We start from the raw sequence: 18,509 nt of genomic DNA on the forward strand, positions 1-18,509 counted from the left end.
ATTGTGTGTAAAGAGATTCATAATCTACATGCTCACGTCGTTGACGAGATGGTTCATCTACATTTGATTCTCTCTCATCTTGTCTATATTGTGATCTACGATATTGTGAGTCATTTTCCGAAAAATGATCTTCCCCATAGCCACGACGGTCATCATCTAGGCGAACGTAGCGAGGATAGTCCTCTTTATCATTATTGCCATAGCGATCACGATTGAAATAGCGCTCGCGGTCATCATAACGTCTATGTCTCTCATCATGTGCATCACGTTTATCATATGCTTGATTATGACGACGTGTATATTCTCGGTCATCATAATAAATGTCTTCATCACGATTACGACGGTTATAGCGAGGTGCTTTATTCGTAGAAGTATTCGTGTTTGAATGACCTTCTTCTAAAGCTTTACCTTCGATATCAATCTTAGGTAAGATGCCGCCTAACCATTTAGGAATATACCAAGAACCTTTACCAAATAATTTAGTAAGTGCTGGAATTAAAGTCATGCGTACAACGAATACATCGAAAAGAACGCCGAATGCGATTGAAATACCCATGGATTTAATCGCTGAATCTTCTTGGAAGACAAAGGCGATAAACACACTGAACATAATGAGTGCTGCTGCAACGATGACTGGACCACTTTCTTTGGTACCTACACGGATAGAATGATTGTTGTCACCCGTTTTACTATACTCTTCATGTACATGTGTCATTAAGAAGAGTTCATAGTCAATGGCAAGTCCGAAGAGTAAGCCAATGGTGATGACTGGTAGGAATGCTAATAAAGGACCCGTATTTTCTACACCGAATAGGCTACCTAAGAAGCCATCTTGCATCACGAGTGTCGTAAATCCAAGTGTTGCTAGTAATGATAATACGAAGCCGAGTACAGCTTTTAATGGTACTAGGATTGAACGGAATACAAATACTAGTAGCACAAATGCTAAGAGTACAATAACGCCAGCAAATACTGGGATAGCTTCATTAAGTTTTTCAGACATATCAATGTTAATTACACTTTGTCCTGAAATCTCTGTATTAAAGTCATATTTCTCTTTAGCAGTTTTATTATAATCACGTAAATCATAAACTAAATTATTTGTAGACTGTTCATTTGGACCATCTTCAGGAATGATAGAAATCAATGCATAGTGATTATTATCATTCAATTGTGGTGATGCCACTTTATCTACATTATCCATATCCTTAATATCATTTCTAATATTATTTAAATCTTGTTGGATATCTTTCTTGCTTCCGCCATCTTTCGTGTTTACTAACATAACGATTTGGCCATTATAACCGGAACCAAAGTTATCAGTAATTAAGTTATAAGCTTTGTGCGCTGATGTATTGTTAGCTTTAAGACTATCATCAGGTATACCTAAACGTATACCACTCACTGGAAGGGCAGCTGCAATTAAAATAAGTAAACTAATAATAATAGCAATGATTGGTTTACCTACAACAAATTTAGCCCATGGATGATTTTTAGGATCTTTATTCTTTTCAGGTTTATCTTTAATCTTAATACGTTTATGGAACACGCTAATAAGTGCTGGTAAAAGTGTTAACGCAGCAAGCACAGCGAATAATACACTAATTGCTGATGCGAATCCCATAATAGCTAAGAAATCAATGCCAACTAGTGATAAACCACAAACTGCAATCATCACGGTTACACCAGCGAAGATAACGGCACTACCTGCAGTACCAACTGCTGTCGCAATAGCTTCGACAGGTTCTAGACCACGTTTACGCACATCCTTATATCTAAAGAGTATAAATAGAGAGTAGTCTATTCCAACGGCTAAACCTATCATTACAGCTAGAGTCAGTGTGAAGTTTGGAATATCGAATATAAATGTTAATAGAGCGATGATTCCAACACTGGAACCTAGTCCGATGAGTGCACTGACAATTGGCATACCAGCTGCAATTAATGAATCAAATGTGATAAGTAGAATGATGAAGGCAGTGACAATACCTACAAGTTCTGAAGAACCACCTACTTCAGAATTCATTGAGCCACCTTGAGTTTGCTCAATTTTAAGACTATGATCTGCTTTTACATCATCTAATTCTCTATCGATAATTTTCTTAGAAGAATCTTGCAACGCTGTTTGGTTAACGACATAATTAACTGTTGCGATTGCAGTATCTTTGTCATCATTAACTTGATGAGAATCATAAGGGTTACTTACGTTTTGTACGTAATCATCATCTTGTTTGATATTATCAAGTGCTTTTTCAATATCTTTCTTAGTATCTTTGTCTGTAATACCATTCTTCTTATCGGAATGGAAGACAATCTTCATCGAGGCTTTTTGACTATCCTGATGAAATTCTTTAGTGATTTTATCATTTGTATCTAATGATTTTAGACCATTCATTGTGATGTCATCATCAAACTTAGGTGAGTTAATCATTAGCGGGGTGATAATAACGCCTAGAACGATTAACCATGCAAGGATACTCACCCATTTGTTCTTAGCAATGAATTTGCCCAATTTGTATAAAAGTTTTGCCAAGACATTTCCTCCTATTTGTATATTATTTTGCAACAGAGCATGGAATTCTTAATAATTTTAACGCGATTTGGAGGCATTAAAATTAAGGTGCTTGTGAGTTACATATACTAATTTAACAATTTCCCAACGCCCTAAACACCACTAATTTGAGTAAGACGTTGAAAAATGCAACAGATAGTCAGAATTGTTGTTACTTTTTTAGAAAATGATTAAGCAATAAGATATTTAGAGTGAAGCATTAACAAAATGACCAATTAAACAAAGCGTACCTATTAAGAGTAAACACAAACCTGGTACATAAATTTTCTCTCTTAAATCAAATGATTCAGCTTTAGACACGATTCTACTCACTAAAATAAGTATTAGACCAATTACCATAAAAATAATGGAAGTTGTTAACATACATCGTCCTCCTACAGTATCTCGTTGTCGCCTAGTTCTTGATATATATAATGAAGAAATAGTTTATGAAGTTACTTTCATATTCCCTTTTAATCTTGAAATATCTAATGTGATAGGAGAATATTTTTAACAAACTGTGAAATATAGTAGTGAGAATATAAATTTTATAAAAGTATATATTCAAAAACTTTATAAAAATTTATTATCTATTTATTTTAATGTCATGTTTGCTACATAAACATCGTTTATGTTGAAAGTGGAGGTGGGAGCGAATGACAAGTTCATTAATTAAAGTTGGAATGGTTACAACAGCAATTTTACTTGGTAGCGGAGTAACGCATAATGCGCAAGCTGAGACAAATCAACCAGATCAATATGAAGTTAAAGTATATGCAGATAGTCATAAAATAGTAAGAGACAATCGCCATATTAAGCACAGTGTCTTAGAAGATTTAGGTTCAGAAGACAAAGATGAAGACTTTCAAGTTCAATATTTAGATGATGCCAACCGTACGAATTATCAAAACAACGTCTCTTATCGTATACGCAAATCTGAAGATGATAGTAAACATAAACTGCAGTATAAAAAGAGATATGCTATTTCTAATCATGATGTGTCTAGCTCCATTCAACAAGCAAAAGCAGATGGCTATAATGGAGATGGGTACGAAGTAGAATATGGTGAAGGTAAAGAAACATTAAGCGTGACAAAAGAAGCAAAAGAAAAACTAGGTTCAGGAAGTTTAGCTATGCCTAATGCTCAAGATAGTTTAAAGATTTTAAAGACTCATGCTGAACAACCTTATAGTGATGCATTAGATAAAATCAAACAACCTCATTTAATTGGACCGGTTCATTTTGAACGACATAAAGGTAATATTGATGGTAATGAAGTGAAGATCGAAAACTGGGATATTAAAGATCAAAATGTTGTAGAAATCTCCTCTAAAGTTACCAATGAAGCGGAAGCGAAAAAAGTTCAAAGTGCTATCATTAAGAGATTAGATCAATTAGGAATTCATGAGAAGAAAGATCAACTTAAAACCAATCTGATATTTGAAAATTACTAAGAATTAAATGTTACTTTCATGAAAGTAGGGAAGTGAGTTGAGACAAAGTTAGGTTTAATTTCTACTTTGTGTTTCAAACACTTCCTGCTTTTTATTTTACGTTATCTACGTACGTTGATTTGGAGCTTCCCCGAAATTTACATTGTATATGAGTAAGATAAAATTCTGTATAACTGGAGTTAAATACATATCATCACGGTAAACTATTGATATGTATCGAGGTCTAGGTCCATTAGGTAGCTTTTTACTTACGATGTCTTGACGATGTTGAATTGCACTATGACTAATTAAACTTAAATAATGAGAATGTTTAATCGTTTCTAAAATACTACTCAAACTATTCGATTGCATACGTGCACGAAGTTGTACTAAATTATCGCGACGCCACTCATCAATACTTTCTCTGGTAGATCCTCCACTATGTATAACAAAATCATAGTATTCTAAATCCTTCATAGTTAACGCTTCTTTATGAGCAAGTGGATGTTCTTTGTCCATAGCTATCATTAATTCATTTTCCATAAAACGTTTTACCTTTAAATCATTCTCGTAAAAGGCATTTTCAGAAATGACAGCTAACTCAATTTCTCTACTTCTCAATTTATCAATAATATGAGGCGCTGTATCTACTGTTAAATCAATTTGTATATTTGGATGATTATTCATATAACTTTTAAAGGCTTCTGGCAAAATGTGGTAAACAGGCGCATGGCTTGCACCAATTTTTAAAGTTCCTCGCTTAGAAGCTTTGAAGTCTGACATGACATCATTTGTTTCCTGCATTAAATTTAATAATTTAGTTGTATTTCGATATAACAATTCCCCAGCTTCAGTTAATTTAAAATGCTTTCCTTTTTTGTAATATAAAGGAATACCATAATATTTATTTAAATTTTTTAAATGAAATGTAACGGTCGGTTGAGTAATATTCATTGATTCAGCTACCGCATTTTCATTTTGAAATTCAACAAACTGCTTAAATATCATCATCTGCTTTGTATTCAAAGCATGTCACCTCCCAAATATAAATTTTCTCTATACATTTATACATATTACATATAATTTTTTGAGTTAGCGTTAACATTCTGTTTAATAATTATTAACAATCTTTTTCTATAGTAGTAATTGAAAGAGGTGAGGATGTGGTTTTAGAACTTAAAAATATTAAAAAATCATTTGGTTCAAGGACTGTGATTCAAGATATTAATTTAACGATTGAGAGTGGTAAATTCGTATCGCTCCTAGGGGCATCAGGATGTGGTAAGACCACGTTGTTACGATTAATTGCCGGTTTAGAAACACCAGATTCTGGAAGTATCAATCATGATGAGCGCACTTATTATGATTCTAACCAACATACATATGTATCACCGGCTGAGAGAGACTTAGGGATGGTCTTTCAAGATTTCGCACTATGGCCACACATGACTGTTTTCCAAAATGTTGCGTATCCATTGAAGGTAAATAAAGATACGAAAGATTTAAAAACACGTGTGATGCAAGCGCTGAAAGAGGTTCACTTGGAAGAACACTATGATAAAGCGATTCATGAACTTTCAGGTGGTCAACAACAACGCGTGTCATTAGCCAGAGCAATTATTTCACAATCCAAACTGATATTGATGGACGAACCATTATCGGCTTTAGATGCAAGTTTAAGGGAAGATATGCAGTTATTGATTCAAAGATTAATTAAAACATATGACATGACCGCTATATTCGTCACACACGATCAATATGAAGCTATGAGTATGTCAGATTATATTGCAGTCATGTCGAATGGACGTATCGTTCAATATGGAACGCCTGAAACATTGTATCAACATCCTAAGAACAAGGAAGTTGCCACATTTATTGGGAAGGGGACATTTTTAGAAGGCGTGAGTCATAATCAAGTTTTAAGCACGAATGAAGGTTTTCAACTTAATCATTCTATCCAAACTAAAGAGGGGAAATATGGCGTATTAATTCGCCCAGAACACGTACATATAGAAGAAGCCACTCATTCGAAAGCGACACCCGCTGTCATTGAGACAGTAAGCTTCACAGGTGAACGTTATCAATATACAGCATCATCGCATGGTGTCTCGATTATGTTTTACGATAGTAACTATTTTCAAGAGAATGAGACGGTCAATTTAACCTTTGATATTCCTGAAAATTACTTTATAAAAATGGGGAAACTAAACATGAAGCAGTTCACTAAATATATCGTAATCTTAATTGCAACGGTAGTTTTATTAGCAGCATGTCAAAATAAACCAGAGAATGGCGACAAAGGGAGTAATAGTTCTAAATCGAGTTCAAATGACAGAAATAGTAAAGATAAACTCGTTTTATATGCAGCAGGACCAGATAATTTAGTTAATGATATGGTCAAACAATTCGAAAAACAAACGGGGAAAAAAGTACAAGTTTTCCAAGGAACTACTGGAGAAATTCTTGGTCGCTTAGAAGCTGAAAAAGATAATCCTAAAGCAGATGTAGTTCAACTCGCATCACTACCTGCAGCATTAGATTATAAGAAGAAAGGGTTAATTGAACCTTATAAAGTTAAAAATCATAAAAAATTATATAAAGATTGGATAGATAAAGACGGATACTATTATGGATTTAGTGGCAGTGCATTAGATTTATCTTACAATACTAAAAACGTTAAAAATCCACCTAAAGACGTCAAAGACTTAACTCAATCTAAATTTAAAAATAAAATTGCCATTCCTGATCCTTCAGAATCTGGTACGGCATTAGATTTATTATCTATTAAAGTGAATAACGAAGGAAGTAAAGCTTGGGATGAATATAAAGCATTGAAGCAAAATGGCATGAAACTTGCTGGTGCGAATAAACCTGCATTAGAATCAGTGATTAAAGGTGACAATGATGTTGTATATGGTGGTGTAGACTACATGGTATATGCAGCGAAAGCAAAAGGTGAACCGGTAGACATCAAATATCCTAAATCAGAGACGGCTATTTCACCACGTCCAGCATTTATTCTAAAATCATCAAAACATAAAGAGTTAGCTAAAAAATATATGGACTATGTCACTAGTTCTAAAGGTCAAAAGCAAGTGGATGATCATTATTTAATTCCAGCAGACAAATCAGTAGAGAAGAAAAAATGTAAAGCTAAACGTAAAGATATCAAAGAGTATAAATATGATTGGAATCATTTAAGTGATAAGAGTGAAAAAGTATTGAAAAAGTTCACGGAATTGATGAGATAATATGCGACATCATTCTTCATTCTATCGTGTGAACCAAGTACTAGCAGTCATTGTGTTGTTCCTACTCATCATTTTGCCCTTATGTTTAATACTTTTTAAAGGGTTTGTGTCTGGTGAGGATGGCACATTTGGGGAACACATCCAACAACTAGGTCAACCTTACCACCTTAAAATATTATGGAACTCAGTTATTTTAGGTATTTCAGTCGTCATATTATGCACAATCATTGCACTACCACTGAGCTATATTATGACAAAGACTTCACTTTCTAAACATCAATGGTTAGATCTTGTTATTATGATTCCATTTATGACACCACCTTATATCGGATCAATGGGATGGATGCTAACAATGCAGAGAAATGGGCTGTTGGAACAACTCAGCCCCATTTTCTCACGTGTGACACCATATTTCTTTAGCTTTTTTGGGATGGTGTTGATCATGAGTTGCCACTTGACACCATTTTTATATATTATTTTGAAAAATGCACTCATGACAATTCATCAATCACAAGAAGAAGTAGCTGAAATTTACGGAGGTACATTCTTTTATCGTTTTCGTAAAATTATAGTGCCACTTTTTGCACCAGGATATAGTATGGGAGCATTGCTTATTTTCGTCAAAACAATCGGAGAATTTGGTACACCAGTCACAATGGGAAACAGAATAGGCTTTCAGGTATTAACCTCAGAAATTCATCATAGTGCTTCTATATGGCCGATTGATTTTCAAAGAGCAGCGTTATTATCTACTTTATTATTAGCTGTGAGTATGACAGTATGGGCATTTCAACAATGGTTTCAATCGCGAAATCACTTAAGTTCTAATGCTGGAAAAGGACATAAAGTGAAAGTTCATTCTCGCAATAAGTGGAATATATTATGTTATGTATTTATTATTTGTGAAATTATCGTTACTATCGTTTTACCTTATGCTAGTATCTTTATGAATGCCTTTATGAAACAGTTATCGTCAGGATTTCATCTAAGTAACTTTACTTTGCAAAACTTTGTTAATGTATTATCGGGTAATGGTGGCATAGCTTTATTTAATAGCGTCATGTTAGCTACTATTTCGGCTACGTTAGCAAGTTTAATTGGTCTATGGGTTGTATTAATCACACGAAAACGTAATCCCTTAGGTCGGGTGATTGACTTTTCAAGTTTATTACCAAACACAGTACCTGGTATTATTGTGGTTATTGGGTTAATCCTTTTTTTGGAATAATAAACATAATCCCTTACCGATTTATAATACAATCGGAATATTAGTAGTTGCTTACACAGTGCTTTATATTCCATACGCTGTTCAAAACATAAGAACGGTTGATCAACGTTTAAGTAAAAATCTTATTGAAGCAGCTCAAATTTCAGGTAGTAAAGGATGGACATTGTTTAGAACAATTACATTTCCTTTATTAAGACCAGGCATTATTTCTGGATGGATACTTATATTTTGCATATCTATGAGAGAATTAGTTGCTTCGTTAATGTTGAGACCACCTAATACGGATACATCTTCAACGTTTATTTACCGTCAATTTGAGCAAGGGGATTCTGCCCAAGGCATGGCAATGGCAATAATGTCTATAGGTATTACTTCAATCATTTTATTCATATTAGAAACGTATCAAAGAAAGAAAAAGCTTTAAGAGTTCAGTAGTAGTGAGAGGAGCGTGATGCACAGATGCCTAAAAGATTATTAGCAGTATCGGACATTCATGGGCATGGTAAGTCTTTAGCGCGATTGCTGAAAGCAGCTCACTATGATGCAAAAGATGACCAACTTGTACTTATCGGGGACTATGTCAATAATGGCCCAGATTCAGTAGGAACATTAAAATTTGTAAAACAATTAGTAAACGACGGGGCTATCGCGTTAGTGGGGAATCATGAATTAAGATGGCTCGAACGTAAAGACAAACCAGCGATTCAGTGGCATCAATTTATCAATGAACTTCCATATTATAAAGTCATTGATCAATATATTTTTGTGCATGCAGGAATTGATACAAGTAAGTCGATGCGCAAACAATCAAGAGCAGTTGTTACAGGCCATGCTCCAGAAAATTTAAACCACTTCTTACCTAAAAATAAAGTTATTGTTCACGGCCATGTGCCGAATTATAGATTAGGATATAAAAAAGATAACATTCATATTGAACATCGTGTCATAGATATTGATACAGGCGCAGGTCATAATCAATACTTAACATTACTAGATTTAACATCGCAGAAACAGTATTCTGTGAAGGTTTCTGATAATGATGCTAAAATTCAAGAGCGTCGCGTTAAATTAAAGTAGTATAAACAAACGTTACTACAAAATGAAATGTTAAGCGTCATAATACATCAGAAAATATCTAGCATAGGTTAAACACCAAATCCCCTTACTACTGATAATAGTAAGGGGATTTTTAAATGGTGTGGCTTTATCGTCTTTTTTATTGTGCTGTTACTTCTAATTGCACGTCGATGTTACCTCGTGTTGCTTTAGAGTAAGGACAGAATTGATGAGCTTGTTCTACATATTTTTCAGCGTCTTCTTGAGAGATATTTTCAAGTGTTACTTTGATATCTGCCGCAAGTTTAAAGCCATTGTCAGTTTCATCTTTAATTAATTCAATAGTGATTTCTACTTCTGGGTTAGCATCGTTTACTTTGTTTTGGGATAAAATTAATGATAAAGCACTGTTAAAGCATGCACTATATCCAGCAGCAAATAATTGTTCAGGGTTCGTGTCATTACCACCTTGACCACCCATTTCTTTAGGTGTTGCTAGATTTTGAACGAATGTATTATCAGGGCTAAATACGCGACCATCACGGCCACCATTTGAAATTATTGTCGTAGTATATAAAGGTTTTGCCATTTTGAAAACTCCTTACCTTATTTGATTACGCTTGATTAGATATTTTGTTTAACTAATCAAGGTTATAACGAAGTATAATACCATTTAAGTCAAAATTACAAGAAATGTGATTTTATATTTAATATTATTTTTAAATAATCTACAGAAATCTAAAAGAGTGTAATAAAAATGATAAGTGTATCTTTATGTAAAATGGTATATAATGATATTGAATTGAGTAATTGGGAAATCTATAGAAGGAGAGTAAATATATGAAGAGAACACGTGTAAACCAACTTAGCGGATATTTAAAAATCTCATGTACAGCACTACTTGTCAGCGGGACAATCATTGGTTATGGATTTACGCACAATACACACGCAGATTCTACAGAGACATCTCGTACGATGACGCAAGTGCAAGATCAAAATCATTCTTTAAGTAAACACATTAAAGAAGCTAAAGATAAACTAAATCACTTAAAAGACTTATCAAAAGAAGATATCAAAGATTATCAAACTCGTATAGATCGTGCCAAAGATGACTCTAAAATAGACGCTATTATTAAAGATGCGAAACAACATAATGAAAAGTTAGTAAACTCAACGGTCTCTAATGATAGTAACAACGATTCAAAAGCGTCTAAGGAGTTAGATCAATTTTTAGAAGATTTGGATGCCATTTCTAATAATGTTGATAACTATCAACCAAACAATGGTGTAAATGAAGACCATCCCAATATAGACGCTATTCATAAAGAAGATACACAGAATACAGAAGCTAAAGACAATGATACTAAAGCACAGGCTAATGATACGACCATTTTCAAGAAATTAGACTCTATCAAAGATGATGTGGATTCTCTCCGCTCAAATGAAAGTTCTAGTACGAGTCAAAGTGATAAAAAGGCTTCAAATCAATCTGATAACAAAGAGCGTCAAAATCAAATAGAACATGATATAGCAACACTAAAATCAGAAGCTAATCAAAATAGGGATGATGCTGAGGATACGATTGGAAAAATCACTAAGGACTTACAAGGTAGTGATAAAATCACACATGCGCTTGCACAGAGACAATCACGACAAAATGATAATAATGAGAACTATCTAAGTCGTAAATTGAATGATTTAGGTGCTTTAGAAAGCAAAGTTAAGAAAGATAACCATTTATCCGACGATAATAAGCAAAAATTAAAACGTGAAATTGATCGAGCGCATCAAAAACTTGATGGACAACAAAGTGCGATATTAAATCAACTTAAAAATGATAAAGATAAAGCTAAGACCACTGAAAATATACTTCATAGCATCATGAGTAACAATGAAGCTCAACGTGCATTGAAAAACATTAAAATTAAAGGTCAATCTGATAAAGACATTGCTAATCAAATCGCGAAACAGATCGATGGCGTTGCCACAACTTCAAGTGATGATATTCTTAAATCAATGTTGAATCAATCACATAATAAAGAAAAATTGATTAAAGAACTATTATCTACGCGACTAGGAAACAAAGAAGCTTCTCAAATAGCAAAGAAATTAGCCAATGGTCACTTGAGTCAATCTCAAATTGTGGAGCAATTAAAACACTATTTTGATAAAAATGGTCACGCAACAGCAGATGATATTTTAAATGACGTATTAAATAATGCTAAAAATAAAAAAGAAGCAATCGAAACGATATTAGCTACACGATTGAATCAAAATAAAGCGAAAATTTTAGCAAGTGTCATTACACGTATCCAAAATGATAAAACAGATGCGTTACAACTGATACAATCCGCTTTAAACGGTAAAGCAAATGACTTATTGCAACTTCAAAATCGTGTTAAACGAGCTAAAGGTGATTTAAATTATATTTTATCACCAATAAAAGATCGCCCATCATTACTTGATAGAATCCATGGTAATCATCACAACAGTAGTCAATTCGCTGATATATTAAATCAACTCGCAGGTTTAACAAATGGATCAGGTATATTAGATGGTTTAAACTCTAAAGATTCTATACTAGATGGTATTGGTAATATGGATACACCATCCCCAGAGAACAATTTATCGTTAGGTTCAGGTGATGGCTTATTGAGTGGAATATTAAATGACGACGGCAATATCTCTTTACCAGCTGCAGGTAAAGTTCTTAAATTGAGTGTTTTACCATTTGCAATCATTGCTTTAGTGATTGGAAGCACGTTGATTTGGGTAAGTCGCCGTAAGAAACATCATGCATCATAATTAATAAATTTAGTCACCCGGACGTCTTAAAATTGTTAAAATGTTTGGGTGACTTTTCAATGGAAATAAATATAAATAATTGGAGAATGAGTATCTCATATCGTTCTAATGTAGAAACTGTTCATGAAAAAGAGTTGAAGGAGTATGACTATGACAAATCAAACAGCACTATTAGTGATGGATATGCAAAAAGGTATCGCAGATAATGTGCCACAAATTAATAGTTTAATTAAAGCAAATCAACGCGCAATAGAAGCAGCACGCGCACACCAAATTCCGGTAGTCTTTATGCGTGTTGCATTAGAGAAAAACTTTGCAGACGTTTCACCTCATAATCGTGTGTTCTCAAGTTTTAAACAACGTGGTATATCCATGACAGAGGATGATGCGTTTGCACAAATTCTTGAGGAATTAGAACCTGCAGAGGATGAACCAATCATGACTAAACGACGTTTTAGTGCCTTTACAGGTAGTGGTTTAGAGGTCTTCTTGAATGCGAATCAAATTAATCATCTTGTTTTAACAGGTATTTCGACAAGTGGAGTGGTGTTAAGTACCGCACTTGAAGCTGCAGATAAAGATTATCAAATTACAGTTTTAGAAGATGCTGTGGGAGATCGTTCAGATGATAAGCATGATTTCATAATAGAACAAATTTTAAATCGTTCATGCGAAATAGAATCAGTCGAATCATGGAGAAACCATTTATAGTAAAGTAACATCCTTATATAACGATGAAATACAAATTGAGCAATCCCTCCGTAAACATTGTTTATGGAGGGATTATAATAAATACATATCAAACTCAACTATTTCCCGGAAAATAAAAAAGATAGCAAGCTCTATGAAGAGACATGCTATCTTGAGTAACTCTTATTATTTTCCTTGAATATAATCTAAATCATTTGCATCTTCTGCATCAATGGTTCTGTATGAAATAACGCCAAGACCTTTAACATTAGATTCTGAAATCACAATTGAACCATCGTCGTTGACTTTTTCAACGAAACCAACATGACCATATTGTGTATCTGCACCAAGTTGGCCAGCTTCGAAGACAACAGCAGTATGGTTTTTAGGTGAATGTGTTACAGTATAACCTTCTCTTTCAGCGTGATTGTTCCAATTGTGTGCATCACCCAAATCACCAGAAATAGATGAGTCATATTGTTGCATACGTTGATAAACATACCACGTACATTGTCCTTGTGGATATGGTGAAGATCCACTAGCTTCAACAAATGGTTTGAAATCACTTCCTGAAGTTTCTGTTCCAATAGATTGAGTATATTTTTTAAGATTTGGCATACGTTTTTTATCAAATGCAGTTAAATTGTAATGTTTAATGATATTATTTAACTTTTTAGCATAATTCGGATCTGTCGCATAAGAATGTGATAAGTGTGACGTTGCCTCTTTATATGTTAATGCTTCGCTCTTCCAAGTAGGTTTATATATTGTAGGGTTGCCTTCAATACCATTTTTAATTAAGTCAGCATAATCTTGGAGTGAGGATTTCAAATTAGGATATTTACGGAATCCAGCGTTTATACTAAACATTTGGTTATCGCTACCAGCCTCTAGTGTATTGAAGTTCACAGATTCCCCATTATAACTACCTTTAACACCGAATAAATTATAGTTAGGTGATTGAGCTAGATTACTTTTACCTGAGTCAGATTCTAAGATAGCTTGAGCCATCATAACAGAGGTATAAATTTTTTCTTTTTGGCCAATTTTATGTGCATCTTTAGCAATCGATTTAATAAATTTACGAGTATCTTGGCTGTCTACCACATTAAAGTTATCGTCTGACACTTTGCCATCTTCAATTTGTGGGACTTGTTGGAATAAACTTGTTGAACGCGTATTAGATTTTTTAATATCATTCTCAAACGATTGAACCGGTTTAGATTTATGTTTCAATTCATCCTCTGTAGGTAGTTGCGGATTATTATTTTGAGAAGACTGCGATGTGTTCTTCTGATGTTTAGATTTCTGCTCATAATTAGATTGGGTTTTCTTAGCATCTTCACTATATTCATCAAGAATGGTATCTAGAGCTGAATCAGATATGCTTGAATGATTGTTGTTACTCGATGAATGTGATGTTGTTTGATTAGAAGATGATTGATGCGTTTGATTTGATGACTGTTTAGATTCATCTTGTTGAGACGATTGACCTTGTGACTGGGAAGTATTTTTATCATCGTCATGTTCCCATTGAGATAGTGCGTCACTCACCTTTGAATCATCTGTTTCTGCTTTAGAAGATGATGTACTACTTTGATGTGATTGATCTTCAGAATGAGAGGAATGACTTCCTTCAGAAGGAATGTCTGAATTAGTATTTTTATTCGATGTTACCTCTTTAGAATCATTGTTATCACTATCAGTAGAATCATCTCTATTTGAAGTGGAAGGTGATTGACTTGTATGATCGTCTGACTGTTCATAATTTGAAATATTAGAATCAAAGTTAAAAAGATTTTGAATTAATGTAGTTAAACTAAAGCTATCATCATATTTATCAGGTTTTAACAGGTCGTTCATATGAGACTGACTTTGAGCAACGTTATGGTAAAATTGGTCAACTAAATTTGTATTTTTTTGCTTATTTTGATCAGTAACTGCTGTTGTAGTTTGATGTGAGTGGTTAGAATTTTGATCTGAGTGATTAGATGTTTTGTTTTTATCCGCTTTAACATCATTATCTTTATTATGCGTTTTAGATGTTTTACCGTTCTCTTTAGAAGGATATTTCTCAGAAGAAGCTTTTTCAGCTTGGTGCGCACGTTGATTGCTATCAGTTTGCTCTTGTTTATCTTCTTTCGACTGTGAACTTTTATGAGTTACCTTTGTTTGTTGATTTATGTCATCTGTATTATCTTTCGCAACGGCCGTAGGGGTAGTGAATGTTGGAAATACCAACGTAGTTGATAGTAAATAAATTAACAATTTGTTTTTCGACATCATATTTTTTCTCCCTCGAAAAGTTTAATTTTGGTGTGATAATAATTGAGAATATGGTATAATTTAACTTATGACTTATATTGTTGATATCTATCAACGAAACGTAATGCACCTTAATACATTTATTATACAAATCTTACTTGTAAAAATAAATTACTTTCCTAGAAATGTTATAAAATAATATAAGTATCTCCTCAATGATCAAGTAATGATGGGGGGGAGTCATTTTCAAGAATAAAAATAGAGTTATTATAAAGAATAAATATTAAAGACCTTCTCAATAGGAGTGTGAATATGAAGAACGCACTAAAACTCTTTATCACGGATTTGAAGAGGGTAGCGAAAACGCCGGGCGTTTGGGTGATCTTAGCAGGTCTAGCTATTCTACCTTCGTTCTATGCATGGTTCAATTTATGGGCGATGTGGGATCCGTATGGTAATACAGGCCATATTAAAGTAGCAGTAGTAAATGAAGACAGTGGTGACAAAGTTCGAGGTAAAAAAATTAACGTCGGCGATACAATGGTCAAATCGTTAAAGAACAATGACAGTTTCGATTGGCAATTTGTTAGCCGAGAAAAAGCTGACCATGAAATTAAGATGGGTAAGTACTATGCCGGTATATACATACCAAGTAAGTTTACACATCAAGTTGCTGGCACCTTAAGAAAGCATCCGCAAAAAGCAGACGTTAATTTCAAAGTGAACCAAAAAATTAATGCCGTAGCGGCGAAACTGACAGATACAGGTTCATCGCTCGTTGTAGAGAAAGCCAATGAGCAATTTAATAAAACAGTTACGAAAGCATTGTTAACTGAAGCAAATAAAGTCGGTCTAACATTAGAAGACAATGTGCCGACAATCACTAAGATTAAAAATGCGGTATATCAAGCGAATGATGCATTACCTAAGATTAACGACTTCGCTGACAAAGTTATTTATCTTAACAATCATCAAGACGAGTTAGATCAATATGCGAATAAATTTAGAGATTTAGGTAAATATAAGGCTAATATTACTGATGCTCAAGATAAACTCAATGCAGTCAATTCGGCTGTTCCCGCTTTAAATGAGAAGGCGAAACTCATCCTAGCACTTAATGATTATATGCCGAATATTGAACGACTACTCAATGTAGCTTCCAATGATGTGCCAGCACAATTTCCTAAGATTAATAAAGGCGTAGACATTGCTAGTGAAGGCATTGATGTAGCAAGTAGTCAATTAAACGACGCACAAGGATATTTAACTCAAGCGAAGCAGCGTGTGAAAGACTATCAAGAAGCTGCCGGTAGAGCACAAGAAGTGAATGGTGCTGTGAATAAAGATTTAAACAATCAGACAACGACACAGCAACAAAGTGCTACCCAAAGCCATAAAGATCAAGGGCATAGTTACTCTAATATAAAGACCAGCCAAATGAGTACGATAGGTGATTCATCTAACAATGATTCAGATTTAACACAAAACGACGTTAAATCAATGAACACCGCCTTAACAGAATCGTTATTATCATTATCAAATCAGACAGACAAACAAGCTCAAGCCACTCAACAAGATATTAAAGCGTTGAAGAACATGGCATATGGTATTATCGCATCAGATAAACCTACACAATTTAAAGAACCACTTGAGAATATTAAATCTCGATTGGAAAATGCTACTAAATATAATCAACAAATGATCGATATTCTCTCAGAATTAGAGAAAAGTGAAGATGTAGATTTATCATCAGAAATTAAACATATTAAAAAGGCGAATAACCAAATTAATGATAGTTTACGTACAACTAATCAATTAATTGATGCTTTATCAAATGGTAGTTCAGGCCAATCTGAAGCAGTAAAAGTACTTCGTGGACTGCCAAAACTGAGTGATAATCTTGATAACTTCCGTTCATATATTAAAAATGAACTAAACAACAATTTATTAGCTGTTTCAAACGAAATTACAGATCAATTAAATAAAGGTCAGAATACTTTATCTACAATTCAATCGAAATTGAACTCAATCAACCAAGTGATTAATGCAGGTCAAGATATTTTAAGTGATGGTAAAGAACGTATTGATACTATACAAAGCACTTTACCTGGTATTGAACAAACATACATTAATGCCATGAAAACTGCTCAAGCTTACTTCCCAACTATGAAGAAAGACGTTGCACAAGCCGCTAGTTTCGTGCGCAATGACTTACCACAATTGGAACAAGAGTTAGCTAATGTCACTCAATCAGTAAACCAAAACTTACCGGCATTATTTAATCGATATGACAACGCTGTTAATTTATTAAATGAGAATCAACCACGTGCGAAAGAAGGTTTAGCTTCACTAGCTGACTTCGCACAGAATAAATTGCCTGACGTTGAGAAGGATCTTAAAAAAGCAGATAAAGTCTTCAAGAAACTAGACAAAGATGATGCTATCGACAAACTTATAGACACATTAAAGAACGATTTGAAAAAGCAAGCAGACACAATAGCAAATCCTATTAATAAAAAGACTACGGATGTCTTCCCAGTGAAAGATTATGGTTCAGGAATGACACCATTCTATACAGCGTTATCAATATGGGTAGGCGGCTTATTAATGGTAAGTTTACTTTCAGTTGATAACAAACATGAACATTTACGACCTATATTAACAGCACGACAAATCTATATGGGAAAAGCTGGTTTCTTCTTCCTCTTAGGTATCATTCAAGCACTTATCGTGTCGATAGGTGACTTAGTGATACTTAAAGCGGCGGTGGAATCACCAGTCTTATTCGTAACCATCGCTGTATTCAGTTCACTCGTATTTAACTCAATCATCTATACATGCGTATCCATGTTAGGTAATCCAGGTAAAGCTGTAGCGATTATCTTGCTCGTATTACAAATCGCAGGGGGTGGAGGAACATTCCCAATTCAAACGACACCACAGTTCTTCCAAACCATTTCACCATATCTGCCTTTCACTTATGCCATTGGCGCCTTACGTGAAACTGTAGGTGGTATTGTACCTGAAATATTAATTACTAAAGTTGTCGTACTCACATTGTTCGGCCTCGGATTTATTATATTTGGTATATGTATGAAACCTGTGATGGATCCAATTATGCGTAAAATTGCTAAACGTGCAGCAGAAAGTAAAGTAACTGAATAATATACTAAAATCCCTCGAATTGTAAGGTTCAATTCGAGGGATTATTTTAGTTATAAGCAATGCTT

At 34.1% G+C, this 18,509-nt stretch carries 10 protein-coding genes and 2 pseudogenes; 7 read left to right on the forward strand and 5 right to left on the reverse strand.

Features of this window, described 5'->3' with window-relative positions; translation table 11 throughout:
- Position 1: 1 nt before the first annotated feature.
- Together V6C74_RS00945 and V6C74_RS00950 are read right to left on the reverse strand one after the other, a co-directional pair.
- A pseudogene (locus V6C74_RS00945) lies at positions 2-2,533 on the reverse strand (MMPL family transporter); the annotation flags it as partial.
- 225 nt (positions 2,534-2,758) lie between these two features.
- Positions 2,759-2,935: a hypothetical protein gene (locus V6C74_RS00950; protein WP_002454188.1), complete on the reverse strand. Its 177-nt coding sequence runs from the start codon at positions 2,933-2,935 to the stop codon at positions 2,759-2,761.
- Between the two features lie 272 nt (positions 2,936-3,207).
- Between V6C74_RS00950 and V6C74_RS00955 the strand changes: the two genes are divergently transcribed.
- Positions 3,208-4,005, forward strand: a complete 798-nt coding sequence (locus tag V6C74_RS00955; protein ID WP_002454187.1) for a hypothetical protein — start codon at positions 3,208-3,210, stop codon at positions 4,003-4,005.
- A gap of 105 nt (positions 4,006-4,110) precedes the next feature.
- On the opposite strand, the gene V6C74_RS00960 is transcribed toward V6C74_RS00955, so the two are convergent.
- Positions 4,111-5,010, reverse strand: a complete 900-nt coding sequence (locus V6C74_RS00960) for a LysR family transcriptional regulator (protein ID WP_002454186.1) — start codon at positions 5,008-5,010, stop codon at positions 4,111-4,113.
- A gap of 137 nt (positions 5,011-5,147) precedes the next feature.
- Between V6C74_RS00960 and V6C74_RS00965 the strand changes: the two genes are divergently transcribed.
- The 3 genes and pseudogenes from V6C74_RS00965 (at position 5,148) to V6C74_RS00975 (ending at position 9,540) form a co-directional block, all read left to right on the forward strand.
- Positions 5,148-7,235, forward strand: a complete 2,088-nt coding sequence (locus V6C74_RS00965; RefSeq protein ID WP_016898522.1) for an extracellular solute-binding protein — start codon at positions 5,148-5,150, stop codon at positions 7,233-7,235.
- 1 nt (position 7,236) lies between these two features.
- Positions 7,237-8,887 (forward strand): annotated as a pseudogene (locus tag V6C74_RS00970) (ABC transporter permease).
- Between the two features lie 35 nt (positions 8,888-8,922).
- On the forward strand, positions 8,923-9,540 hold the full coding sequence (locus V6C74_RS00975) for a metallophosphoesterase (RefSeq protein WP_002454182.1): 618 nt from the start codon (positions 8,923-8,925) through the stop codon (positions 9,538-9,540).
- 139 nt (positions 9,541-9,679) lie between these two features.
- Here V6C74_RS00975 and V6C74_RS00980 read toward each other — a convergent pair whose 3' ends face one another.
- Positions 9,680-10,108 carry an organic hydroperoxide resistance protein gene (locus V6C74_RS00980; RefSeq protein ID WP_002454181.1) on the reverse strand — a complete coding sequence of 143 codons (429 nt, stop codon included), beginning with the start codon at positions 10,106-10,108 and terminating at the stop codon, positions 9,680-9,682.
- 251 nt (positions 10,109-10,359) lie between these two features.
- Here V6C74_RS00980 and V6C74_RS00985 point away from each other — a divergent pair, with 251 nt between their 5' ends.
- Both V6C74_RS00985 and V6C74_RS00990 read left to right on the forward strand, forming a co-directional pair.
- Positions 10,360-12,324 (forward strand): hypothetical protein, encoded by a 1,965-nt coding sequence (locus V6C74_RS00985; RefSeq protein ID WP_002454180.1) that lies wholly within the window; start codon positions 10,360-10,362, stop codon positions 12,322-12,324.
- 150 nt (positions 12,325-12,474) lie between these two features.
- Positions 12,475-13,035: an isochorismatase family cysteine hydrolase gene (locus V6C74_RS00990; RefSeq protein WP_002454179.1), complete on the forward strand. Its 561-nt coding sequence runs from the start codon at positions 12,475-12,477 to the stop codon at positions 13,033-13,035.
- Positions 13,036-13,200: 165 nt separating this feature from the next.
- On the opposite strand, the gene V6C74_RS00995 is transcribed toward V6C74_RS00990, so the two are convergent.
- Positions 13,201-15,297, reverse strand: coding sequence for an amidase domain-containing protein (locus tag V6C74_RS00995; RefSeq protein WP_002454178.1), 2,097 nt, complete (start codon positions 15,295-15,297; stop codon positions 13,201-13,203).
- A 294-nt stretch (positions 15,298-15,591) separates the two neighbouring features.
- Between V6C74_RS00995 and V6C74_RS01000 the strand changes: the two genes are divergently transcribed.
- Entirely contained in the window at positions 15,592-18,444 is a 2,853-nt protein-coding gene (locus tag V6C74_RS01000; RefSeq protein ID WP_002454177.1) for a YhgE/Pip domain-containing protein, read from the forward strand.
- The last annotated feature ends 65 nt before the right edge of the window (positions 18,445-18,509 follow it).

Source organism: Staphylococcus capitis subsp. capitis, from assembly GCF_040739495.1.
GTDB classification, from domain to species: domain Bacteria; phylum Bacillota; class Bacilli; order Staphylococcales; family Staphylococcaceae; genus Staphylococcus; species Staphylococcus capitis.